Source organism: Sphingobacterium sp. 2149, assembly GCF_031455655.1.
Lineage (GTDB): Bacteria > Bacteroidota > Bacteroidia > Sphingobacteriales > Sphingobacteriaceae > Sphingobacterium.
In genome coordinates this window covers 104,235-128,175 of record NZ_JAVDTD010000018.1, presented here as the reverse complement: position 1 = coordinate 128,175, position 23,941 = coordinate 104,235, and the positions used below count along the sequence as shown (strand labels likewise).

General features: G+C 39.8%; 22 protein-coding genes. 18 read left to right on the top strand and 4 right to left on the bottom strand.

Going from position 1 to position 23,941, the window contains the following annotated elements; translation table 11 throughout:
- Nucleotides 1-33 precede the first annotated feature (33 nt).
- Entirely contained in the window at nt 34-981 is a 948-nt protein-coding gene (locus tag J2X77_RS22410; RefSeq protein ID WP_209578666.1) for a hypothetical protein, read from the top strand.
- A 70-nt stretch (nt 982-1,051) separates the two neighbouring features.
- Here the strand turns inward: J2X77_RS22410 and J2X77_RS22405 are convergent, their stop codons facing one another.
- Nucleotides 1,052-1,378 carry a DUF493 domain-containing protein gene (locus J2X77_RS22405; RefSeq protein ID WP_209578665.1) on the bottom strand — a complete coding sequence of 109 codons (327 nt, stop codon included), beginning with the start codon at nt 1,376-1,378 and terminating at the stop codon, nt 1,052-1,054.
- 77 nt (nt 1,379-1,455) lie between these two features.
- On the bottom strand, nt 1,456-3,738 hold the full coding sequence (locus J2X77_RS22400) for a GH92 family glycosyl hydrolase (RefSeq protein ID WP_310082580.1): 2,283 nt from the start codon (nt 3,736-3,738) through the stop codon (nt 1,456-1,458).
- Nucleotides 3,739-3,886: 148 nt separating this feature from the next.
- Here J2X77_RS22400 and J2X77_RS22395 point away from each other — a divergent pair, with 148 nt between their 5' ends.
- Nucleotides 3,887-4,897, top strand: a complete 1,011-nt coding sequence (locus J2X77_RS22395) for a LacI family DNA-binding transcriptional regulator (RefSeq protein ID WP_209578663.1) — start codon at nt 3,887-3,889, stop codon at nt 4,895-4,897.
- Here the strand turns inward: J2X77_RS22395 and J2X77_RS22390 are convergent.
- Nucleotides 4,887-5,267, bottom strand: a complete 381-nt coding sequence (locus tag J2X77_RS22390; RefSeq protein WP_293879559.1) for a methionine-R-sulfoxide reductase — start codon at nt 5,265-5,267, stop codon at nt 4,887-4,889. The genes J2X77_RS22395 and J2X77_RS22390 overlap by 11 nt on opposite strands.
- Before the next feature lie 529 nt (nt 5,268-5,796).
- Between J2X77_RS22390 and J2X77_RS22385 the strand changes: the two genes are divergently transcribed.
- The 16 genes from J2X77_RS22385 to J2X77_RS22310 all read left to right on the top strand — a co-directional run bounded on the left by J2X77_RS22385 (nt 5,797) and on the right by J2X77_RS22310 (nt 22,932).
- Nucleotides 5,797-7,059, top strand: a complete 1,263-nt coding sequence (locus J2X77_RS22385) for a cytochrome c3 family protein (RefSeq protein ID WP_209578661.1) — start codon at nt 5,797-5,799, stop codon at nt 7,057-7,059.
- A gap of 37 nt (nt 7,060-7,096) precedes the next feature.
- A complete protein-coding gene (locus J2X77_RS22380; protein ID WP_209578660.1) occupies nt 7,097-10,111 on the top strand; it encodes a TAT-variant-translocated molybdopterin oxidoreductase in 3,015 nt (1,004 codons plus the stop codon).
- A gap of 29 nt (nt 10,112-10,140) precedes the next feature.
- Nucleotides 10,141-11,625 carry an NrfD/PsrC family molybdoenzyme membrane anchor subunit gene (nrfD, locus tag J2X77_RS22375; RefSeq protein ID WP_209578659.1) on the top strand — a complete coding sequence of 495 codons (1,485 nt, stop codon included), beginning with the start codon at nt 10,141-10,143 and terminating at the stop codon, nt 11,623-11,625.
- Nucleotides 11,626-11,631: 6 nt separating this feature from the next.
- Nucleotides 11,632-12,168, top strand: a complete 537-nt coding sequence (locus J2X77_RS22370; RefSeq protein WP_209578658.1) for a DUF3341 domain-containing protein — start codon at nt 11,632-11,634, stop codon at nt 12,166-12,168.
- Nucleotides 12,152-12,790, top strand: a complete 639-nt coding sequence (locus J2X77_RS22365; protein WP_370877905.1) for a cytochrome c — start codon at nt 12,152-12,154, stop codon at nt 12,788-12,790. The genes J2X77_RS22370 and J2X77_RS22365 overlap by 17 nt, the downstream gene beginning before the upstream one ends.
- Nucleotides 12,791-12,809: 19 nt before the next feature.
- Nucleotides 12,810-14,045, top strand: a complete 1,236-nt coding sequence (locus tag J2X77_RS22360; protein WP_293879560.1) for a quinol:cytochrome C oxidoreductase — start codon at nt 12,810-12,812, stop codon at nt 14,043-14,045.
- Between the two features lie 44 nt (nt 14,046-14,089).
- Complete coding sequence (locus tag J2X77_RS22355; protein ID WP_209578655.1) at nt 14,090-15,427, top strand: cytochrome c oxidase subunit II; 1,338 nt, start codon at nt 14,090-14,092, stop codon at nt 15,425-15,427.
- Between the two features lie 28 nt (nt 15,428-15,455).
- Entirely contained in the window at nt 15,456-17,327 is a 1,872-nt protein-coding gene (locus tag J2X77_RS22350; protein ID WP_209578654.1) for a cbb3-type cytochrome c oxidase subunit I, read from the top strand.
- A gap of 81 nt (nt 17,328-17,408) precedes the next feature.
- On the top strand, nt 17,409-18,452 hold the full coding sequence (locus J2X77_RS22345) for a heme A synthase (RefSeq protein WP_209578653.1): 1,044 nt from the start codon (nt 17,409-17,411) through the stop codon (nt 18,450-18,452).
- A gap of 72 nt (nt 18,453-18,524) precedes the next feature.
- Complete coding sequence (gene cyoE / locus J2X77_RS22340; RefSeq protein ID WP_310082573.1) at nt 18,525-19,430, top strand: heme o synthase; 906 nt, start codon at nt 18,525-18,527, stop codon at nt 19,428-19,430.
- Entirely contained in the window at nt 19,430-20,011 is a 582-nt protein-coding gene (locus J2X77_RS22335; RefSeq protein WP_209578651.1) for a cytochrome c oxidase subunit 3, read from the top strand. The genes cyoE and J2X77_RS22335 overlap by 1 nt, the downstream gene beginning before the upstream one ends.
- Nucleotides 20,012-20,020: 9 nt before the next feature.
- Nucleotides 20,021-20,755, top strand: a complete 735-nt coding sequence (locus tag J2X77_RS22330; protein WP_121125511.1) for a cytochrome c oxidase subunit 3 — start codon at nt 20,021-20,023, stop codon at nt 20,753-20,755.
- Nucleotides 20,756-20,782: 27 nt separating this feature from the next.
- Nucleotides 20,783-21,160, top strand: coding sequence for a cytochrome C oxidase subunit IV family protein (locus J2X77_RS22325; RefSeq protein ID WP_209578650.1), 378 nt, complete (start codon nt 20,783-20,785; stop codon nt 21,158-21,160).
- Between the two features lie 9 nt (nt 21,161-21,169).
- A complete protein-coding gene (locus J2X77_RS22320; RefSeq protein WP_293879561.1) occupies nt 21,170-21,898 on the top strand; it encodes an SCO family protein in 729 nt (242 codons plus the stop codon).
- A gap of 7 nt (nt 21,899-21,905) precedes the next feature.
- Complete coding sequence (locus J2X77_RS22315) at nt 21,906-22,451, top strand: DUF420 domain-containing protein (RefSeq protein WP_209578648.1); 546 nt, start codon at nt 21,906-21,908, stop codon at nt 22,449-22,451.
- Between the two features lie 25 nt (nt 22,452-22,476).
- Nucleotides 22,477-22,932, top strand: a complete 456-nt coding sequence (locus J2X77_RS22310; protein WP_293879562.1) for an ABC transporter ATPase — start codon at nt 22,477-22,479, stop codon at nt 22,930-22,932.
- Nucleotides 22,933-23,046: 114 nt separating this feature from the next.
- Here J2X77_RS22310 and mtgA read toward each other — a convergent pair whose 3' ends face one another.
- On the bottom strand, nt 23,047-23,811 hold the full coding sequence (gene mtgA, locus J2X77_RS22305; RefSeq protein WP_209578646.1) for a monofunctional biosynthetic peptidoglycan transglycosylase: 765 nt from the start codon (nt 23,809-23,811) through the stop codon (nt 23,047-23,049).
- Between the last annotated feature and the right edge of the window lie 130 nt (nt 23,812-23,941).

The following is a 23,941-nucleotide window of genomic DNA, read 5'->3' as shown; positions in this document are numbered from 1 at the left end:
ATGGAAAATAAAACTTAGCGGCATCTTTATCCTATGAAACGTATACTTCGTTTGCTTCTGTTTAAATCCAGTCAGATTTTGGTGTTTGTCCTAGTACATTTGTCAGTTTATGGACAGCGGTCCTATGGGGATAAATTTCAGGAGCTGTCTGTCTCTGTACAAGATTATGCACATAAAAATAATATGATCTTGCCAAGAGGACGTTATGAGTTTTATAAATTGGGCCATGCCATTTTGTGGCCTTATAATCATGATTTATTTTGGCCTCTGAATAGGTTAATTATAAAGGATAAAGCTATCCGGGATTCCATGATAGAGGAGCTTTACGTTAATTTTGATCGGGAATATAACCGTGTTGTGCTGGATGTGTACGAAAGCCCTTATGCTTTTAATGAGGCGAGACCATTTGAGGCACTTTCCGTACAGGGCTCATTCAGGGGTGGAATGGGGCCGCTGTTGGAACGTTTGTCTAAGTTTTTATTGGTTCATCAAGGACGATGGGGACTTAATCTGTCTTCTTTTACATTATATATGGATCGTGAGCTTAGCTCTGTGCCCTTAGCATACGATGGCGAGCCAGAAGTAGTGAAATTGCTCAAGCAATTTTTTGAGGAGGCCAAGATTCCCCATAAACCTGGTATTTACTATGGGAATCCAATGTATTGTTTGTATCGATTTGACTGGATGGCTAATAAAAATAAAGAGATTACGCTCGATTGCGCCGCATATAAAGATTATTTTAATATACTGGTTAGTGAAACGAAGTTATATGCGCTGGGCGGGACTTGGAATAGCGTGGATGGACAAATGTATTTTTTTTATGATCGGAAAAATAGCTGGAAACAGTTTGCTGCCCGACGGGACGTCAAACGAATTTTGGATTTTTTAAATGAAGAGGCTGCTGTTAATCTATTCAAGCTACACCATGCTAGTAAAAGATTTAGTGGTGATTATTGGCTTGATGTCGTAATCCTGAAATAGGGGAGTAGTAAGGTAATATGTAGAGCGGAAAACAAATCAGGCTGTCAATTCGACAGCCTGATTTGTTCTTTTATAACATGATAACACCTTTTATCTTCGCTACTTCCTTGTAGAAGTAGATTACCTGATCGGCGTCTTTTACGTTCAAGTTTACCGTAATCGAAGTGTACTTACCTGTTTTGGAGTCCTTGAAATCAAATCGGGCACCTGTGTCATCAAATACACTTTGGATTTGATTGAAGTGGTCCTGATCTTTCGGTAAGATGAATTTGTACGTATAGTCCTTTGGAAATGTTTCTAAGTCTTCTAAGCGCTCTTTGAAAGTTTCATAGAAGTCTTTTGGATTATCACCTCCGTCTGGGATATCTTGTATATTGATGTTTTTGAAATCTGCCATGTTTTATTTCTCCTTAAATATGTTATTAAGGTATTAACAAATATTAATCCATTAATGTTTTACTGACAATTTTTCAGTTAATTATTGTCAATGCTTGAAGGCCAATCGGCTTTGTTTTTACCAAAGTTTTTGTTTGGCGTAGCACTCATCTCGATTTCCATCTGTCCACCTTCTAAAAGTTGCGCATGTGTAATGAACGTTTTAGTGTAAGACTTGCCATTTAATTTGATCGATTTGATGTATTGATTTGCTTTGCCTTGATTTTTAACATCGATAGCTAAAGTTTTACCATTTGGTAAATTGATGTTCGCATGTTGCATCATCGGGGATCCGAAGACATAAACACCACTCATTGCATTCAATGGATAGAAGCCCATTGCTGAGAACACATACCATGCGCTCATTTGTCCGACGTCATCATTGCCACATAGACCAGCTGGAGTGTTTGTGTAAAACTCAGTCATCGCTTTACGGACTAAAGCTGCACCTTTCCAAGGTTGTCCAGCGTAAGCATATAAGTAAGGGATATGGTGATTTGGTTCGTTACCTTGCGCATATTGGCCGATTAGTCCTGAAATATCTGGAGAGGCTTCACCGCCAAGATCCGATGACATGGTCGTAAAATAATCCAGTTTTTTCAAAAATTTATCTTCACCACCGAAAAGATTAATCAGACCTTTGACATCTTGAGGTACTAACCAGGTATATTGCCATGCATTTCCTTCGCAGTAGTCGTTCTCGCGGTGTTTAGCCATGAGTGGGTCGAAAGGTCTGCGAAACTCGCCATTGGCTTTTTTACCGACGAAGTGCCCGACTTCTTTGTCAAAATATTGCTCATAAAGTTTGTAGCGTTTTTTGAAGTAAGCGGCATCTTCGGTTTTCCCAAGTTTCTCCGCAATCTTGTAAGCACCAAAGTCTGCGATGGCATATTCAAGGGCCCAGGCTACAGATTCGTTAGGCATGCTATCAATAGGAATGTAGGTCAGTTCGCGCGCATATTTCAATCCGTGGTCATTACCCATGGCTGTTGTCTTAACTGCTTCCCAGACCAATGGATAATCTTTCTCGTCAATGATCCCTTTTAAGAAGGCATCAGCGATGACTGGAATCGCAGGTAATCCCACCATGGTATTGGTCTCATTGCCCTGTAAGTGCCACATCGGTAATTTACCTTGTTGCTGATAGATTGCCAACATAGTTTTGATAAAGTCCTGGTTGATTTTGCGGTCTTCCAAGATGGTCATCAGCGGGTGAAGGCCACGGTAGGTGTCCCAAAGGGAAAATACGGTATGATTGACAAAATCTTGTTTTTCATAAACCTGTTTATCGGTGCCCATATAGTCTCCATTTGCATCATTAAAAATGGTAGGTGCAAAGTAGGTATGATATAGCGCGGTGTAGAAGATGGTCTTTGTGTCTTTATCTGCTTCGAATTGGATTTTATTTAATGTTTTGTTCCAACGTTGATCTGCGTCTTGCTTTACTTTTTCAAAATTCCAGCCTGGAATCTCTGCGTTGATATTATTCAGCGCATTGGTCGAGCTAACAGGAGAAATACCCACTTTGAGTTCGATGGTTTTGTTTTTAACAGCATCGAAGAATAAAGCCGCTTTGATTGCCTGCCCTTTGAATGTCGTTTGGCCTAACTTTTCTTCTTTTCCGTCGAAAAATCTTACTTTTTGTATCGGTTGGGAAGTTCTGATCGCAAAATATAACTTTTGGTCGGTGGCCCATCCTGTTGAAAAGCGGTAACCAACGAAAGTCGAGTCGTTCACCTGTTTGAGGTAGGTGTCTGTTGGTTTATCCCAATTGATGTGGTATCCTAAATCGACCAAAATATGGGCATTCTCCGTTTTTTCGTAACGATATTGATGGTAGCCCACTCGTTCCGTTGCCGTCAAATTGGCCTGCACCTGATAGTCATCCAAATAGGCACTATAGAAACCAGGTTTGGCGACTTCATTTTCCTTTTTAAAAGAAGATCCATAACCGGTACTCATTTTGTTGAATTCCGCTGGTGTTAATTGTAATTTTCCATTGGCTGGAACAATCATCAGGTCGTTGAGGTCGCCGATACCTGTTCCGCTCAGGTGGGTATGGGTAAAGCCCAAAATTTCCTGGCTTTTGTAATTGTAGCCACTGCACCAATCCCATCCGTTGAACTTGTCCCAAATCTGTGGAATTTGAGTTGGGCCTAGTTGCACTGCACCTAAAGGTACATTGGCACCGACAAAGACGTGGCCATGGTCTGCAGACCCAATAAAGGGATTGACATATTGTGTGAGATTTTGCTGGGCTTGTGCGCAAAATGGCAAAATTAGTGTGCCCAACACTGTTTTGAATAGTTTATTTCCTGTCATAGGTTTTGTTCGGGTATTTGAAAACTGCTTAAAATTAGTAAATAAAACCTTTTAGCGCAATTTTATTATTATTTTTAGTAAATTGTCGTTAAATTTTTTACTTTAGTAATCTTCGAAATAAAAAACTTAACAAACCTACTACTACTACATGAAGAAACGTATTCTGATCAGTGATATCGCAAAGGCGTTGGGGATTTCTGTCACTACTGTGTCCTTTATTTTAAATGATAAGGCCAAAGAAAAGCGTATTAGTGAGGCTTTGACTAAACGGGTGCTGGACTATGTCAAAAAAGTGGGTTATAAACCCAATGAATTGGCCAAAAGTCTCCGCACAGGCAAGACGAAGATTCTGGGTTTGATTATCGAAGATATTTCCAATCCCTTTTTTGGGAATATCGCGCGTCTGATCGAAAGTAAGGTTTATGAGCAGGGGTATCGTATTATTTATTGTAGTACGAACAATGATGTAGAGAAAGCGAAAGAATTAATCCAGATGTTTTACGATCGACAGGTAGATGGTTTTATTATTACCCCATCCGATGGACTGGAAGATACGGTAAAGCAGTTGCAGCAGAATAATATTCCAGTGGTACTTTTTGACCGGTATTTTCCGGGGCTTGAAACGGACTATGTTGGGGCCGACAATTTTCAAGGGGCTTTTGATGCGAGTGACCATTTGTGTCAACAGGGGTATAGACGTATTGGATTTGTGTCGCTCTATTCCGATCAGACCCAGATGAAGGAACGCTCTGAGGGATATCTGAAAGCGATGGACAACAATAAGCAGCAGAGTTTTATTCAAAAGATCCAGATGGATGCATCGGACGAAGAGGCCATGGAAGCGTTGCGGGAGTTTATCTGTGAAAATAGACTGGATGCTGTATTGTTCTCAACAAACTATTTGGCTATTTCTGGTCTGAAAGCTTCTAAAAAGTATAACTTTCCGATGCCTGCGGTGATTGCATTTGACGATCACACAGCCTTTAAATTGGTCGAACCCTCTATAACGGTGGTTTCGCAGCCGATCAAGGATATTGCAGAGAACCTGATCAATATTTTGTTGCTTCGTCTTCAAGGCAAAATAAAAGCAACACGTAAAATGGTGTTGCCTTGTGAACTGAAAGTTCGGGAGTCGACCAAAGTGAAAGTTACGCTGTAGGATCGGCTACAAATTTCATTGAAATAGAATTGACGCAGTGACGCGTGTTTTTTGTCGTAAAGCCTTCTCCGAGGAATACATGGCCTAAATGCGCGCCACAATTACTACAAAGGATTTCAGTGCGGCGACCATCGGCATCGGTAATCCTTGTAATTGCCCCGGGAATTTCATCATCAAAACTTGGCCAACCACAGCCAGATTCAAATTTTGACTCTGAACGGTATAATGGGCTGTCACAACGGCGGCAGATATAAGTTCCTTTGTGCTTATTGTCTAACAATTCGCCTGTAAATGGGCGCTCGGTTCCTTTATGTACAATAACATATTCCTCTTCTTTACTTAACGGATTGTATTTTTTGTTTTCTTCCATCTCTGTGGTGTTCTTTGTTATAAGTTTAGTGATATGCAGAGCTGGCATGTGTTGGACAGCTCTATTTTCGCGTAGTTACTACCTAATATGATATAACTGCAGCAGGAATCTTTACCAAAGTCTTTATAAACAATTAAAGTGTGGTTTTTTTTAAGCTTGCAACCCTATCCTGAAAGGCTATCGATTCCTGTTTTTAAAGTTACGCAATTCAAGCTAAAAAAACACCTTTTGTATAAATGACAGTGCTGGCTTTTTACACATTTTAAACTGTCATGGAATTGTCTTATATTTGATTGGCTATCCAAATGAAAAGTTGTAGCGATGGAACTACTTTAATAGCGAAATGTTATTTTATCCTTGTTTAAACGCATTTGTTTAGAATGATTATAAATTGATATTAAAGGTCACAAAATTGTCAGCGATTTATTAATAAATCATACTTTTGTGGCATTGTTAGGGGGGTAGTGGCTCCTTTAACCATGGGAGTTAATTTTTTACATTCACAAATAAATAGTATAAAGTGCTAAATATGAGAACTATCTCATCCGTTTTGGGAAGCCTTGCGAGGGTGGTGTCAACGAGTTTGATGCTATTATTTGCCGTTACGACGTTGCATGCGCAAGATGTCAAGGAAGGTGAAAAAATCTTCAAATCTAAGTGTACATCCTGTCACGCCATTGACAGAAAAGTGGTCGGTCCTGCTTTGAAAGGGATTCCAGAGACGAAAGACGAAGCTTGGTTAATCAAGTGGATCAAGAACTCTCAGGCGTTAATTGCTTCTGGTGATGCTGAGGCGATTAAAATCTTCGAAGAGAACAACAAGCTTGTGATGACTTCTTTTACTGATTTATCTGATGATCAGGTTAGATCGGTATTAGCGTATATCACGGATGCTTCTAAGGAGAAACCGAAAGATGCAACCAATGGTGGTGCTGGTGCTAAAGATGATAACGCGTCGATGTTCATGATTTTGGGCTTGATCGCAGTTGTTGTTTTGGCTGTGGTGGTTATTGTGGTGTTGAATCGTGTGATTCGTACGCTGGAAAATGTAATTGCTAAAAACCAGGAAGCTATTGCTGCACAACAGGAACCAGAAGATAATCAGCGTTTTGTGAAGTTTGCGAAAGCATTCGTTAAAAACAAAAAACTGGTTGGTTTTACGGTATTGATGTTGGTTGCTTTATTAGCTGTAGGCGGTTGGAAAACGATGTGGAATGTTGGTGTTCACCAAGGCTATCAGCCGGTTCAACCCATTAAGTTCTCACACCAAATCCACGCGGGTGTTAACAAAATTGAGTGTCAATACTGTCACGGTGGTGCATTTAAATCAAAAAATGCGTCTATTCCATCGGCCAACGTATGTATGAACTGTCACAATACAGTCACTGCTTCTGAGCATTATGATGGTGAAATTTCTCCGGAAATTGCTAAAATCTACCGTGCTTTGGATTGGGATCCTGATACGCGTACTTACGGTAACAATCCGAAACCAATTCAATGGGTTCGTATCCACAACTTGCCTGATTTTGCTTACTTCAATCACTCACAACACGTTGTAGTGGCTGGTGTGGAATGTCAGACTTGTCATGGTCCAATTCAGAATATGGAAGAGGTGTACCAATACTCTCCATTGACGATGAAATGGTGTGTTGATTGTCACAAAAAGACAGATATCAAGTCGGATAATAAATACTATGAAGATTTGATTAAAGCACACGAAAGAATTAAGAAGGGTGAAAAAATGACTGCAGCCATGATCGGTGGTCTTGAGTGTGGTAAATGTCACTATTAATAATTATTTGAAATACGCAATCTTATATACAGCTTAAATGGATAGCAATAAAAAATATTGGAAAGGTTTGGAAGAGTTAAATCAAACTCCTGCTTTCGTTGAAGGAAGCAAGGGTGAGTTTGCCGAATCTATTCCTGTAGAAGATGTATTAAATGAAGCTGGCTTGAGCACAAAAACTCCTCGCCGTGACTTCTTGAAAGCATTAGGATTTGGTTTGGGTGCTGTTTCTTTAGCGGCTTGTAACCGTACTCCTGTGCATAAGGCAGTTCCTTATTTGATTAAACCTGAAGAGGTAACTCCAGGTATCCCTAACTATTATGCTTCGACGTTCAACGGTCAAAGTATCTTGGTTAAAACACGCGAAGGTCGTCCGATCAATGTTGAGCCTAATCCGAATGCAATTGGTTTGAACCAAGGTTTGGATTCAACAACAGCTGCTTCTGTATTGGATTTATATGATGAGTCCAAATTGAAACAGGCACAATTGAAAGGTCAAGATGTGGAGTGGTCCAAATTGGATGGGGAAGTTGTTAAAGCGTTAAATGCTGCGGCGTCTTCTGGTAAACAAATTACGATCGTTTCTAATACGGTAAACAGTCCTTCAACCTTGGCAGCTATTGCCGCTTTCGGAACGAAATTCCCTACGGTTAACCATGTACAATACGATGCTGTATCTTACAGCGGTATTATTGAAGCGAATAAGGCTTCTTTTGGTAGAGCAGTAGTTCCGTCCTATAATTTTGAAAATGCAAATGTGATTGTTTCTGTTGCGGCTGATTTCTTAGGAACTTGGTTAGCAGGTGAGGAGCATACACAACAATACGCTAAAAATCGTGACTATAAATCGTTGAAAAACGGAAAAATGTCACGTCACGTGCAATTTGAATCTGGTCTTTCCATGACGGGTACAAATGCTGATGCTCGTATCGCTATCAAACCTTCGGAAGAGGGGGCTACCTTAATCGCTTTGTATAATGCAATTACTGGTCAATCATTGGCTGGAGCAACTGCAAACAAAAAAGCGCAAAAAGGTGTAGCATTAGCGGCCAAAGAATTGGTGAATAGCAAAGGCGCGGCTGTTGTTGTTGCAGGGTCTAACGATGTCAATGTACAGGTATTGGTTAATGCAATCAACGTTGCATTGGGCGCTTATGGTACTATCATCGACTTGGATAACTATTCTAAACAATACCAAGGTTCGGATTCTTCGTTCCAAGCGTTCTTAGCTGCTGCGAAATCTGGGCAAGTTGGCGTTGCGTTCTTCTTGAACAGCAACCCTGTTTATGATTACTTCAAAGCAGAGGATGTAAAAGCTGCGTTGAAGCAGATTCCTTTCACGTTGTCATTCGCGCAGCGTGCAGATGAAACTGCGTCTGAATTGACTGCTATCGCTCCAGCAAGTACTTTCTTAGAGTCTTGGGGTGATTCCAATCCAAAAGAAGGGTTGTATTCAATTATCCAACCAACGATTAATCCTGTTTTCAAAACACGTCAAGTTGAGCAAAGCTTGTTGACTTGGGCTGGAAATAATACAGATATGTACAACTTTGTTAAGAATCTGTGGTCTACACAAATTTTAGCGGGTTCTACGAAAAACTGGGATGCTGTATTGCAGACTGGTTTTGAATATAAAGGTGCCAAAGCGGCAACAGCTCCTGCTTTTACAGGAAATGCTGCAGCAGCGGCTTCGGCAATTGAGGCATCAAGCAAGGCGATTGCAGGGGAGTTTGAATTGAAACTTTATGAGCCTGCTGGTCTTCGTGACGGTCGCTACGCAAACAATGCTTACTTACAAGAGTTACCTGACCCAGTTTCTAAAGTAACTTGGGATAACTATGCTGCTCTTAATCCGAAAGATGCTGAGAAATTAGGTTTGGGTGAAGACGGTAAAGTAACTGTCAAAGCAAATGGTGTTGAATTGGAATTGCCCGTTGTACAACAACCAGGACAAGCTCAAGGAACAGTTTCCGTTGCTGTAGGTTACGGCCGTACAAAAGTGGGTAAAGCAGGTAATGAAGTTGGTAAAAACGCGTTCCCTTTTGCTTCGATCATCAATGGTACAGTACAAGGTGTTGCTAAGGCAACTGTAGCGAAAGCGTCTGGAACTTACCAATTGGCACAAACACAAACACACCATACCATCGAAGGTCGTAACGTTATCCGTGAGACGACATTTGCGAAATATTTGAAAGATCCTAACTCGGAGGCAGGACGCTTTACGGATAATCACAAAACATACGATTTGTGGAACAAGTATGAGCAACCAGGTCACAAATGGGTGATGGCGATCGACTTGAACGCATGTACAGGTTGTGGTGCTTGTATCGTAGCTTGTAACGTTGAAAATAATATTCCTGTTGTTGGTCGTGATGAGGTTCGCCGTCGTCGTGAGATGCACTGGTTACGTATTGACCGTTATTATACGATCGAAGGAAAAGATCAAGATCTTACAAAAGAGAAGGAAATTGCGAAAGCTTCGGCTGATTTAGATTTCGAAGATGTCACTGTTGTTCACCAACCGATGTTGTGTCAGCACTGTGGTCACGCACCTTGTGAGACGGTTTGTCCGGTATTGGCAACAGTACACTCTTCAGAAGGTTTGAACCACATGGCTTACAACCGTTGCTTTGGTACACGTTACTGTGCAAATAACTGTCCTTTCAAAGTGCGTCGTTTCAACTGGTTTGCTTACTGGAATGATTCCCGCTTTGACAATTACTTGAACAATGAATTTACACAGTTGGTATTAAACCCAGATGTCGTAACGCGTTCACGTGGGGTAATGGAGAAATGCTCAATGTGTATCCAACGTATCCAAGCAGGTAAATTACAAGCTAAGATTGAAAATCGCAAAGTGAAAGATGGCGATATCCAAATGGCTTGTCAACAAGCATGTTCTGCAAATGCAATCATCTTTGGAGATGCCAATGATCCAGCATCAGAAGTATCTAAAGCATTACGCAACGAGCGTGTTTATTACGTACTTGAGGAAATCAATGTTCAACCGGGTATCGGTTATATGACAAAAGTTAGAAACACTTTTGAGGCGTAATCTTGTACAATATTTGAAATAAAAATACTATGTCATCGCATAACGAATCAATATTAAGAGAACCATTAATGACCGGTAAGGACATTACGTATGCAAAAATTACGGATGATATCTTACTACCGGTTGAAAATAAACCAAATAAAGCATGGTGGATTGGTTTTACCGTAGCTGTATTGGGTGCTTTATTATGGGTAGTTAGCGTTAGTTATACCTTTTGGACAGGTATCGGCGCTTGGGGTCTGAATAAAACTGTAGGCTGGGCTTGGGATATCACCGACTTCGTATGGTGGGTAGGTATCGGTCACGCGGGTACGTTGATTTCAGCTGTATTATTAATCTTCCGCCAGAACTGGCGTAATTCAATCAACCGTTCTGCAGAGGCGATGACGATCTTTGCGGTAATCTGTGCGGCAACATACGTTGTTGCTCACATGGGTCGTCCTTGGTTGGCCTATTGGATTTTCCCACTTCCAAATCAATTTGGATCACTTTGGGTAAACTTTAACTCTCCTTTAGTATGGGATGCGTTCGCGATCTCGACATACTTTACAGTATCCTTGGTATTTTGGTACTGTGGTTTGTTGCCGGATATCGCAACCATTCGTGACCGTGCGACAGGTTTGAAACAAAAGATCTATTCTGTATTATCATTTGGATGGAATGGTTCTGTTAAGACTTGGCAACGTTTTGAAATCGTGTCCTTGATCTTGGCTGGTATTTCTACTCCACTCGTACTTTCTGTACACACGATCGTATCCATGGACTTTGCAACTTCGGTTATTCCTGGATGGCACACGACGATCTTCCCTCCATATTTCGTGGCGGGTGCGATCTTCTCTGGTTTTGCCATGGTACAGACCTTATTGTTGATCTTACGTAAAGTAATGAATTTTGAGAACTACATTACGATGTTCCATATTGAATCGATGAATATCATCATCATGACAACAGGTTCTATCGTGGGTGTAGCTTATTTGACAGAGTTATTTATCGCGATGTACTCTCGCTCAGAATACGAAATGTATGCGTTCGAGAATCGTATGTTAGGTCCATACGCTTGGGCTTATTGGTCGATGATGACGTGTAACGTAATTTCTCCACAGTTATTCTGGTTCAAGAAAATCCGTACAAGTATTCCGATCTCTTGGATCTTGTCGATCGTAGTTAACATCGGTATGTGGTTTGAGCGTTTTGTGATTATCGTGACTTCATTGCACCGCGATTACTTGCCTTCATCTTGGGCAATGTTCTACCCAACTTGGACAGACGTCGGGATCTTTGTAGGTTCGATTGGACTGTTCTTTACATTATTCTTGTTGTTCTTACGTTTCTTACCGGGTATCGCTATCGCCGAAGTGAAATTGTTGTTGAAGTCATCTTCATTACAACATAAAACTAAGTTGGCTCAAGAAGGTGCATTCCCTGACGAACAAGTGAAGTACTTCCAAGAATCATTGGAGAAATATGATTCAGTGACAGAAGAAGAGATTAAAGAATTATCAGTTAGAAAATAATCAGCAATGAGCAATACAAAATATATATTAGGTAGTTTTGCGGATCCCGATGATATGATGCATGGGATCGACAAATTGCAAGCAAACAATATAAGTATTTACGACTGCTTTACTCCGATGCCTATTCACGGTATCGAGGCAAAGCTGGGTGTGAAACCTTCTCGCTTGCCTATCGCAGCATTTTGCTTTGGAGCATTAGGAACGACATTAGGTTTTAGTTTGTTGTATTATACAATGGCGTACGATTGGCCGATGAATATCGGTGGTAAGCCATCTTTTGGTATGCCGAACTTTGTTCCGGTTACGTTTGAGGTTACCATCTTATTGTGTGCTTTGGGTATGGTTGCTACATTCTTCTTCCGTAACCACTTATTCCCAGGACGTACACCTCGTGTAATGGACTTGAGAGCAACAGATGATCGTTTCATCCTTGCAGTAGATGCCAAAGAAAATACAGATCACGCTTTGATCGATAGCTTATTGAAAGAAGCTGGTGCTGTTGAAGTTAAGTACAATGATAGAAAATATGTTAGCTATGAATAAGAAGAATTTACTTGGAACGCTATGCGCCGCTGTGGCATTGACAGCACTTGTTTCTTCTTGTGGTGACAAAACAACTCGTAGTACAGGTTTAGAGTTTTCTCGTAACATGTACGATCCGCTTGCTTTCAATCCGGATCAACCTAATGCGAATTTTGCTGATGGAAAAACAGCGCAAACACCTCCTAAAGGTACGGATCCTATCGGTTTTACTCGTTTTGAGTATGCCAATACATTAGAGGATTATGAGCGTGCAGGAAGAGAAGTAAAAAGTCCTTTAGTCGTAAATGCCGAAAATCTTGAAAAAGGTAAAGCTTTGTTCACAACGTATTGCTCTGTATGCCATGGTGTAGAGGGTAAAGGTGATGGTCCTATCACCAAAGACCGTAGCGTGACAGATTCAAGAGGTACCCGTCAATTAGAGAACTTTCCTCCGCCACCATCTTATCATAGAACAGATGCGGCGAACTCTTCACGAGGTGGTTTGATGGCTGACTTGACTGATGGTAAAATTTACCATACAATTTATTACGGACACAACTCCATGGGATCACATGCGTCTCAATTATCTCCAGAGGAGAGATGGAAAGTTGTTATGTATGTTCACGAATTACAAAAGAAATAATCTAACATCAGATATATAAATGGGAACTCACAGTCATCATCACGATTATAATTTCAACGAGCGATACGAGTTTGCTGGCAAAGCTAAAATGTTCAGTATTATCGCTGTTGTACTAGGTATAGCTGCTGTAGCTATCGGGTTGCTTTCGGGCGATCACGATACTGTAGAGCGTACTTATGCCAACTTGTTATTGATGGGTTATTACTTTACATGTGTATGCGCAGCTGGAACATTCTTTGTTGCCTTGCAATATGTGACCCAATCTGCATGGTCTGCAGGTTTGGTACGTATACCTCAGGCTATGGCGAGTGTTTTACCAATTGCTTCATTGATTTTATTAGTTATTGTAGGTTTAGGTTTAACTACACATAATTTATACCATCACTGGAATGCAGACGGTATCACTGATCCGCATAGTACAAATTATGACCCTATCATCGCAGGGAAATCTGCTTATTTAAATGTTCCATTCTTCTTGATCCGTCAAGTGGTATTTATGGGTACATATAGCATTTTTGCAGTTATTTTTGCGAAACTTTCTTATAAAGAGGATTTGGAAGGCGGATTGACTTCTTATAAAAAGTCATTCAAATTGTCAGCAATCTTCTTGGTTATTTTCGGTTTTACCACACCTATCTGGTCTTTCGATACCGTGATGTCTTTAGAAGCTCACTGGTTTTCGACGATGTTCGGTTGGTATAACTTTGCAGCAATGTGGGTAAGTGGTATTTCATGTATTACCATCATTGTTGTTGTGTTGAAGAAAGCGGGTTATATGAACTGGGTAAACGAAAATCATTTACACGATTTGGGTAAATTGATGTTCGGTTTCTCGATCTTCTGGACTTACGTTTGGTTTGCACAATTCATGCTGATTTGGTATTCAAACATTCCAGAGGAAACAGTTTATTTCTACAAACGTTGGGAACCGGAATACAAACCTTGGTTTTGGTTAAGTATTATCATTAACTTTGTGGCACCTTTGTTATTATTGGTAGACCGCGATGCAAAACGTAAGCAAAACGTTATGTTGTTCGTTGGTATTCTATTGTTGGCTGGTCACTGGCTTGACTATTACATCATGATTATGCCAGGTACCGTAGCAGAGCACAGAGGATTTGGTGTCATTGAAATCGGAACTGCGCTTGGTTTCTTAGGTTTGTTCACTTTCTTAGTGTTTAGCAAATTAAGCAAACAGGCATTGGTGCCTAAAAATCATCCTTTGTTGGATGAGAGTTTGCATCACCAAATATAGTTTCACTTTTAAAGGAAGGTTACGTAAAAAACGTTATAAAAGAAATGAGCTTTAAATTAAATAATAGATTCAAATCCATCTCGGGTTTTGTGCTTGCTCTAGGGTTGCTTTTTGCAAATCCTATCCTGGCGAGTCAACAAGATACAGTAGCATCTGATTCTGCAAAAGTGGCAACTACAGCGGTAGCGGCCCCTGCAGCGACGGATTCGGTTGCAAAAGATACAACAGCGGCAGCAGGTACTGCTGCTGTTGCATCTGCTAGTTCTTCTACTGAAGCTAGCGCGGCTGCTCCTGCTGTTGAAGAAGTGAAGCAGATAGACCCTCAGGTTTATAAAAACTTCACATATTATGTGTTGTTATTCTTAGTTGTGTGTACAGTCGTTGCCGTTATTGGCAAAGTACTTTCGATCTATGAATTGACAAGAAAAATGAACGGTAAATACAATCCGTTTGCGAATAACACATTTCAATCGTCATTGTTATTCATTTTCTTGGTCGTATTTCTTTATGGTGTGTATTGGTCCTATGTACATTGGGGAGCAGCTTATTGGCGCTCAGCAGTGACGGAGCATGGCGAGCGTATTGATACCATGTTTATCATTACGACAGCGATCACAACATTTGTATTGGTTATCACACACATTCTGTTGCTAACGTTTACATTTTTGTACCGTATGCGGGCAAAACGTCAAGCTTATTATTACCCACATAACAATGCAATCGAGAAATTGTGGACAATTGTTCCTGCTGTCGTATTGACAGTATTGGTATTGTTCGGTTTCTTTACGTGGAGATCGATTACAAATATTCCTGAAGATCTTCAGAAATCAGCATTACAGGTTGAGGTTCTTGGTGAGCAGTTTCAATGGAATGTTCGTTATGCTGGTTCAGATGGCGTTATTGGTAAGCGTAATTATAAAATGACGACGCCAACTAATCCATACGGTATTGACTTTAATGATAAAAATTCTTGGGATGATATTCAAGGATCTGAAATTTGGTTGCCTGTCAATAAACCTGTACGTTTCCATATCATTTCAAAAGATATTATTCACTCTTTCTACATTCCGGATTTCCGCGTTCAGATTAATGCGGTACCAGGGATGACCAACTATTTCCAATTCACACCTACTGTAACGACAGAAGAGATGCGCGATCGTTTGGGTGATTATAACTATGACTTCGTGATGTTGTGTAATAAGATCTGTGGATCTGGTCACTACAATATGCAGAAGAAAGTTGTTGTCGTAACAGAGGAGAAATATAAAGAATGGTTAGCTAAACAAAATAAATATTTTACTGAGGATTTGCAAAAAGAGTTCAGTGGTAAAACAGCTAACGTGAAAAAGGATAGTGTACAAGTTACAGCATCTTTGAACTAATTAAGAATTTTTGAATATAAAATCGAATATGTCAAGTACAGTAATATCGCATAGCGCTGAACATCACGATTCGCACGGCCATCATCACGAGGAGTCGTTCATCAGAAAGTATATCTTTTCGGGTGACCACAAGATGATTGCCAAGCAATTCTTGATCACTGGTATCATCATGGCAGTTTTTGCGATGCTTTTATCAGTATTATTCCGTATCCAATTAGCATGGCCGGATAAAGAGTTCCCTATATTAGAAGTATTCTTAGGTAAGTGGGCTGAAGGTGGACGTATAAAACCGGAGTTTTTCCTTTCCTTGGTAACCATTCACGGTACCGTAATGGTATTCTTCGTGTTGACGGCTGGTCTGTCAGGTACTTTTAGTAATTTATTGATTCCATATCAAATCGGAGCACGCGATATGGCATCTCCTTTTATGAACATGTTGTCCTACTGGTTGTTCTTCGTAGCATCGGTGATTATGGTGGCATCGTTCTTTGTAGAGAGTGGACCTGCTTCTGCTGGTTGGACAATCTATCCGCCATTATCGGCTGTTCCTACCGCTATCGCAGGATCTGCAACTGGTATGACCTTGTGGTTAGTGAGTATGGTTCTATTTGTTGCTTCACAGTTGATCGGTGGTATTAACTATGTAAGTACAATTTTGAACATGCGTACAAAAGGTATGGACTTATGGAAAATGCCTTTAACAATTTGGGCATTCTTCTTGACTGCAATCGTAGGTATGTTGTCATTCCCGGTATTGGTTTCAGCGGTTGTTCTTTTGATTTTTGACCGTGCAGCTGGTACGTCATTCTATTTATCTGATCTTGTTGTTCAAGGACAGATTTTGCCGAATGAAGGTGGTTCTCCAATTTTGTTCCAGCACTTGTTCTGGTTCTTAGGTCACCCTGAGGTATATATCGTTGTTATGCCCGCTTTGGGGCTAACATCTGAGGTTATTGCTACAAACTCTCGTAAACCAATCTTTGGTTACCATGCCATGGTTTATTCGTTAATCGGTATTACTGTATTATCGTTTATCGTATGGGGTCACCATATGTTTGTAACGGGTATGAATCCGTTCTTGGGTGGTGTATTTATGATTACAACACTGATTATCGCAGTTCCTTCTGCTGTAAAAGCATTTAACTACCTTGCAACCTTGTGGAAAGGTAATATCCGTTTCACTCCTGCAATGATGTTTGCTATCGGTTTGGTATCATTCTTTATCTCTGGTGGTTTGACAGGGTTATTCTTGGGTAATGCGGCTTTAGATATCAACTTGCATGATACGTATTTTGTTGTTGCTCACTTTCACTTGGTGATGGGATCTGCATCAATTTTCGGTATGCTTTGTGGTGTTTACCATTGGTATCCTAAGATGTTTGGCCGTATGATGAACGCCAAATTAGGTTATTTACACTTCTGGTTGACTTTCATAGGTGCTTATCTGGTATTTTTCCCAATGCACTTTATGGGTATTGATGGTGTTCCCCGCCGATACTATGCATTTACAGAATTTGCTTTCATGGCTAAGTGGGTTTCTGTAAACAAATTGGTTACTTGGGCTGCGATTATCGCTGCCTTAGGTCAGGTAGCATTCTTATGGAATTTCTTCACATCGATTTTCTTCGGTAAGAAAGCGCCTCAAAACCCTTGGCAGTCGAATACATTGGAATGGACTACTCCGGTAGAGCATATTCATGGTAACTGGCCAGGTGAGATTCCAACTGTGCACCGTTGGCCTTATGATTATAGTAAGCCGGGTCATGGTGAGGATTTTATTCCTCAAGATGTTCCTTTCTCTGAAACGATGAGTTCTAACTTACCTCATGATTTTGAAGGAGATGAGGAAGCTGAGCGCATCCAATCAGAATGGAATGCTCAAAATGGTAGAAAAGACTAATAGAATCTTATCAATAGAGTGGGAGCAATCCTACTCTATTTTATAGAAGTTTGTATTTTTTTAAGAGGTAGGGGTAGTATTATGTTTCCAGCAGCTGAGAAGCGATTTATAAAGACCAATTTTATAACAATCATTGTGTTGTTTTTGGTCATTGTTGCTGGAGGAGTGGTTCGGAGTACAGGGTCAGGTATGGGATGCCCAGATTGGCCAAAATGTTTTAACCGTATTATTCCTCCCACAGATATTTCTCAATTACCTCAAGGATATGAACAGCATTATATTGAAGGAAGAGCAAAGAAGAACGAACGTTTCGCGAAGATTGTAGAATTTTTCGGGGATAAGGAAATGGCTTACAAACTCCGTACCGATAAGAGTATTTTGCAGCATGAAGAGTTTAATGTCGCAAAGACCTGGACGGAATATATTAATCGGTTGGTTGGTGTTGTTTCTGGATTCTGTTTGTTATTAACAGCGATTTATTCTTTCACCTATTTAAAATTACGAAGTTCGATCGTTGTATGGTCAGTGATCAATCTTTTTGTTGTAGTCCTTCAGGCGTGGTTAGGATCGATTGTAGTATCGACTAATCTGATGCCATGGATTATTACAGTGCATATGCTTTTGGCGATTGTAATTGTTTGTATTAGTATTTATACTTATTTCAAAGCGGTTACTTTACGAAACAAAAGCCTACTGGTCAATCGTTCGTTGGGTATATTAAAAGGGCTTGCTATAGCTTCTATTTTACTGATGCTAACACAAGTGGTTGTCGGAACGGGTGTCCGGGAAGAGGTTGATTTGTTAACCGGTTCTACAATAGCCCGAACTGATTTTATAACGACTATCGGCCAACAGTTTGAATTACATCGCTGGTTGGCATATTGTTCTTTGATTTTAGTAATCGTATTATTCTTTTTGGTCCGCACAAGTTTTAATTCGGGGTCTAAGCAGTATAAATTTGCTTTGATTGCACTAATTCTAGTGGGTATCCAAATGCTATCAGGAATTATTTTAGCTCGATTTGCAATACCTGCCTTTGCACAGACAACACATTTGGTAGTGGCTACGCTCTTATTTGGAGCGCAGTTTTACTTGTTGTTATTGTTAAATAAGCAACGGCACTAATACCGCACTCGAGATGTTTATGTTTAAAAGGACGTGTTTAATTACACTGATAGTAGGAGGTCTCTTTTAGTTATGAAAGAATTTATTTCAGATTTCAAAAAGCTTATTAAGTTGCGACTTACGTTGACGGTGGTATTTTCTGCCTCAATTGCTTTTTTGATCGGATCAAAACAACAGGGTGATATCGTCTGGATCAACTGGTTATTGTTGACTTTGGGTGGTTTTCTGGTAACAGGGTCTGCCAATGGTTTTAACGAGATCATTGAAAAAGATTTGGATAAACTGATGAAGCGTACGGAAGACAGACCCTTGCCTTCTGGCCGAATGACAACTGGACAGGCTTTGGTATTGAGTGTCTTTATGGGCATATTAGGAACCTTGGTACTTGTTCGATTGAATTTCGTAGCGGGCTTGCTATCGGTATTCTGTATTCTGCTCTATGCGTTTATCTATACACCTTTAAAAAGAAAATCGCCAATAGCAGTGTTTGTCGGTGCGTTTCCGGGTGCATTTCCTCCGTTAATAGGATATTATGCAGCCTTTTCGCAAGATGATTTAGCCTACTATAGTGGACATAACGAAGAGGCCATTATTATTATACCTTTTGTATTGTTTGCTATTCAGTTTTTATGGCAGTTTCCGCATTTTTGGGCAATTGCCTGGGTGGTGGATGACGACTATAAACTGGCGGGCTTTCGCTTATTACCGACGACAAAACGTGATAAGATATCGGCCTTTATGGTGTTTTTAACAGGGTTGTTTATGATACCTGCAGGTTTTATACCTTATTATTTTGGCTTTGGTGGGATTTGGTTTACGGTTGTTTCCGTGATTGGTGGATTGATGTTTGGTTATTATGGTTATTTGCTGTTTAAGAATTGTGATATTCCCTCAGCAAAGAAAGTGATGTTTACCTCATTTATCTATCTGCCTGTTACGCAACTCGTATTATTGCTTAACTTTATTCCATTGAAATAATGTTAGATATACAAACACAAACTGACGAGAAGTTAGTACAGAGAAAAGCCCAGAAGTTCAACCTATGGTTGGGCATGTTGGGTATGTTTATGATGTTTGCCGCGTTATCCAGTGGTTTCATAGTATATACGGCGAGTGGTGTTGACAAAGGAATTAAGACCTTATTACCCAACGCACTTTTGTATAGTACACTGGTGATTGTGGTTAGCAGTCTGACCATGTTTTTAGCGCATAGATCGGCTAAAAATGGTGAGCCTTCCAAACAGCGGTTGTTTTTGATAGCAACTTTTATTTTGGGAGTCGTATTTTTTGCCTTGCAAGTTCATGCTTGGAATGTATTGATCGATAGGGGTGTTTATTTTGTGAATAACAATGCATCACAATCGTTTGTATATGTTTTTATATGGATGCACTTGGCACATATTATTGCGGGTTTGATCGTTTTGATTGGCGCGATTATAGGAATTAACAAACTTCCTAAAGACGGCAATCTTTTCCGCATGGATCTTGCCAGTATTTTTTGGCATTTTCTCGATCTTTTATGGATTTATATATATGTTTTCTTACTTTTGAATCAATAATAGTAAACAATGAGTACAACAGTATCGCAATTGGATAAGGTAAAAACTGGTCCATGGAATGGTGGAAAATCACCTTGGAACTTAGAGTATGGAAAAATCATGATGTGGTTTTTCTTGGTAGGGGATGCCTTCACATTTTCTGCATTTTTGGTTTATTATGGCGCACAACGCTTTTCTCATCCAACCTGGCCTGATCCAGATAAGATCTTCCAATCTATCCCTGGAATTGCGGAGCATGGTCAGCCATTGGTATTCGTCGGTTTGATGACATTTATTTTGATTATGTCTTCGGTAACGATGGTATTGGCTGTAGAGGCAGGCCACCGTAACCAAAAGAATGAAGTAGTCAAATGGATGTTGTGGACTATTTTGGGCGGTATCTGTTTCGTTGGTTGTCAGGCTATTGAGTGGACCCACTTACACCACATGGGTTTCTGGTTTGGTAAAAATCCAGCAACTGGATTGGAAGGTGATGCTATCAAAACAGCATTATTACCTTATTTCACACACGACATTTCCTATACTTCCGCGTTACAATTTGCTAACTTGTTCTTTACAATTACTGGTTTTCACGGATTTCACGTTACAGTAGGTATTATTTTAAATATCATCGTTTTATGTATGACATTAAATAATACATTTGAAAACCGTGGTTCTTACCTAATGATCGAAAAAGTAGGTTTATATTGGCACTTTGTGGATTTAGTATGGGTATTTGTTTTTACATTCTTCTACTTAATCTAATTACGCAATAAATAATTTTAGATAGCTATGTCACAATATCAAGATAATATCGCTCATGGAGAGCATGCTCACGAAGGTGGGATGGATAAAAAAGCCATTTGGAGAGTATTTGGCGTGCTTTTAGCGCTTACTTGTCTAGAGTTCTTAATTGCATTGGGCTTTGTGCACCATTGGCAAATTTTAGCGAAGGGTGCATTGGTAAATACCATTTATATTGTACTTACTTTGGTTAAAGCTTATTATATCGTTGCATTCTTTATGCACTTGAAATTCGAAAAATCGAGCTTTATCGTTACCGTTGGAATTGTCTTTATTTTTATTATTTATTTTATTGTTTTGATGCTTGTCGAAGGGGGGCATTTAGCTTCTGTTTTTCAAGAACATCAATTATTTCCCAATAAATAGATAAAGTGAATGGATAATAATACTGGACAAAAGAAAGGTATTAAAACTATATTGATCCTGGCCGTAATTCTTTTACTGCCAGGATTTTTATATTTTATACTGAATAAAAGCGGTTCGAACAGCTATGCTTCTTTGCCAATTTTTGGAAAGAAGGAAGTGCCTGGCACTACCCATCGAAAATGGGGGCGGGACATTGTTGACACAATTTATCATACCGTACCCTCGGTTGATTTTGTTAATTACGATGGTAAAGAGGTGCATCTATTGGATAATGATACGACGCTTTCTGTAGTGCATCTGATGTATTCTAGGGATGCTTCGTTATCTCGAACTATGATTAAGCGACTTGATCAAATTGCTAATCGATTTATTCAGAATAAGAAGGTTAAGTTGTATTCGATTACCGTTGATACTACTTATGATACACCGGATGTATTGGCAAAATATGCAAAAGTTTACAAGCCCTGGACCAAATCTTGGTTTTTTGTGACGAATCCTTCGGTGGATATCTTTAAATTTGCGAAAGAAAGTCTTTTACAGGATGCGCTTGTCAACCCTGATGGTAGCAAGCCATTTATTATCGGATCAAATTATCTGTTGCTCGATACCAAAGGTAGGATAAGAGGAATATACGATATCAATGTGAAGACTGACGTTGATCGTCTTGAGGATGAAATTAAATTATTATTGGTCGAGGAAATCCGGAACCATCCAGCTACTATAGAACAAAAAAGGTAATTATATCATGAGAGAGAGTCTCAACACAGAGAAAAAGTATAGTAAGTGGATTTGGCTACTATCTATTGTGATTCCAATAGTAGTCGCTATCCTTTTTACAGTGAATTTGCAGAAATTGGGTTATAATGTGAAGCCGCTTACATTTTTACCTCCGATCTACGCTACGATAAATGGCATTACTGCTGTATTGCTTTTTTGGGCTGTAGCTGCAATAAAAAGGGGTAATAAGTCCTTGCATGAACGTCTGATCAAATGTTGTATCGCTTGCTCTTTGGCATTTTTGGCGATGTATGTTGCCTATCACATGACTTCGATTGAAACAAAGTATGGTGGTGAGGGCATTTGGAGACCGATCTATTTTTTCATCCTGATCACACATATCCTGCTTTCTATTATCATTATTCCTTTTGTACTATTTACATTTGTACGCGGTATATCGGGATCTTACGAACGACATAAGAAATTAGCTCGAATTACTTATCCGATGTGGTTATATGTTGCTGTTACAGGAGTAATTGTTTATTGGATGATTTCTCCTTATTATATTGGTTAATTTAAGCAAGGAAGGGAGTTTATTTATGAAACGTATTTGGATTTATCAGGCTGATCGCATATTGTCTCAAGAGGAAAGCGCGCAGATTTCGGCCGAATTGATGACTTTTGCCGAACAGTGGAAAGTGCATGGAAAGCCACTTTCGGCTTCTGCGGAATTGCGTGATGGGCTTTTTATTATCCTTAAAGTGGACGAAGAAATCGCCGCTGCCTCTGGTTGCTCGATTGACAGCTCGGTACGCTTTTTAAAAGGCATTGAATCTAAATATAATATTCAATTATTTGACCGTATGCAGTTCGCATACAAGTCCGAGGATGGGATCGCCGTAGTTAGCCGTGATGGATTTGAAAAGTTATTGGCTGATGGTATCATCAATGACGATACTTTAGTATTTGATAATACGATTACACAGGAGCATCAAATGGAAAATGCTTGGGCCATACCTTTCCACAGCAGTTGGCATAAGCGACTTTTCAAATAATTCTATTATAATGACAACTAAAGGCCATAGTACTGAACTATGGCCTTTAGTTGTTTAATAAACTGCCTCGTTTTTGCCACTTTCAGGGCCTTCGCCAGAGGCATGATTCTCCGCTTACTCAGGAATGGTATAATGGTGCATGTATTTTGCAATTGCATTTGCGCGTCTATTGACATACGTGGAAGGGTTGCGTGCATCCCATTCTCTGGGATTTGGCAATATAGCTATGATTAGGGCAGCTTGCTTTTTGGAAAGATTGCTCCCTGTCTTGCTGAAGTAATATGCTGCCGCGGCGTCAGCACCATAAACCCCTTGTCCCATTTCAATCACATTCAGATAAACTTCAAGAATTCTTTTTTTACTCCAAAAGGTCTCAATAAGTACGGTGAAGTAGGTTTCAAATCCTTTTCTCAACCAGGATCTTCCAGGCCATAGAAATACATTTTTCGCTACCTGCTGGCTAATGGTACTTCCTCCGCGCAGTTTTTTGCCTTGTGCATTTTTTTTGATGGCATTTTGAATTCCCTTTAAGTCAAAACCCCAGTGGGTCATAAAATGGGCATCTTCTCCTGCAATAGCGGCTAACTTGAGGTTATCGGACAGCTCATCGTAATCCAGCCAATTTTTTTCCAATTTGAAGCCTTTTCCTTGTTCTTTCAGTTCAAATCCGCGTTGAATCATCAGCCAAGTGATTGGGGGATTGATAAAACGTAAGCTAATGACCCAAAATAATGTAACACCTATAAAATAGAGAATGACTCGTGTGACAATACGGAGGATGGGCGACTTTATTGACTTCAACGGGTTGAATGAATTCTTTTTGAAGGTGTTTTTTTGTGTGCTGGACGTATTTTGTTTACCAGTTCTTTTGATGGCCATGACTAATTTTTTTCGCTTACAAACTTAGCTTATATTCTTGTTTAATGGAAATGATTTTATTGAGAAGTTGAGTGTATCGTTTGCCAAAGCGATGTTATTATCCTATTTTTACGCTTCATAAAAATTGATT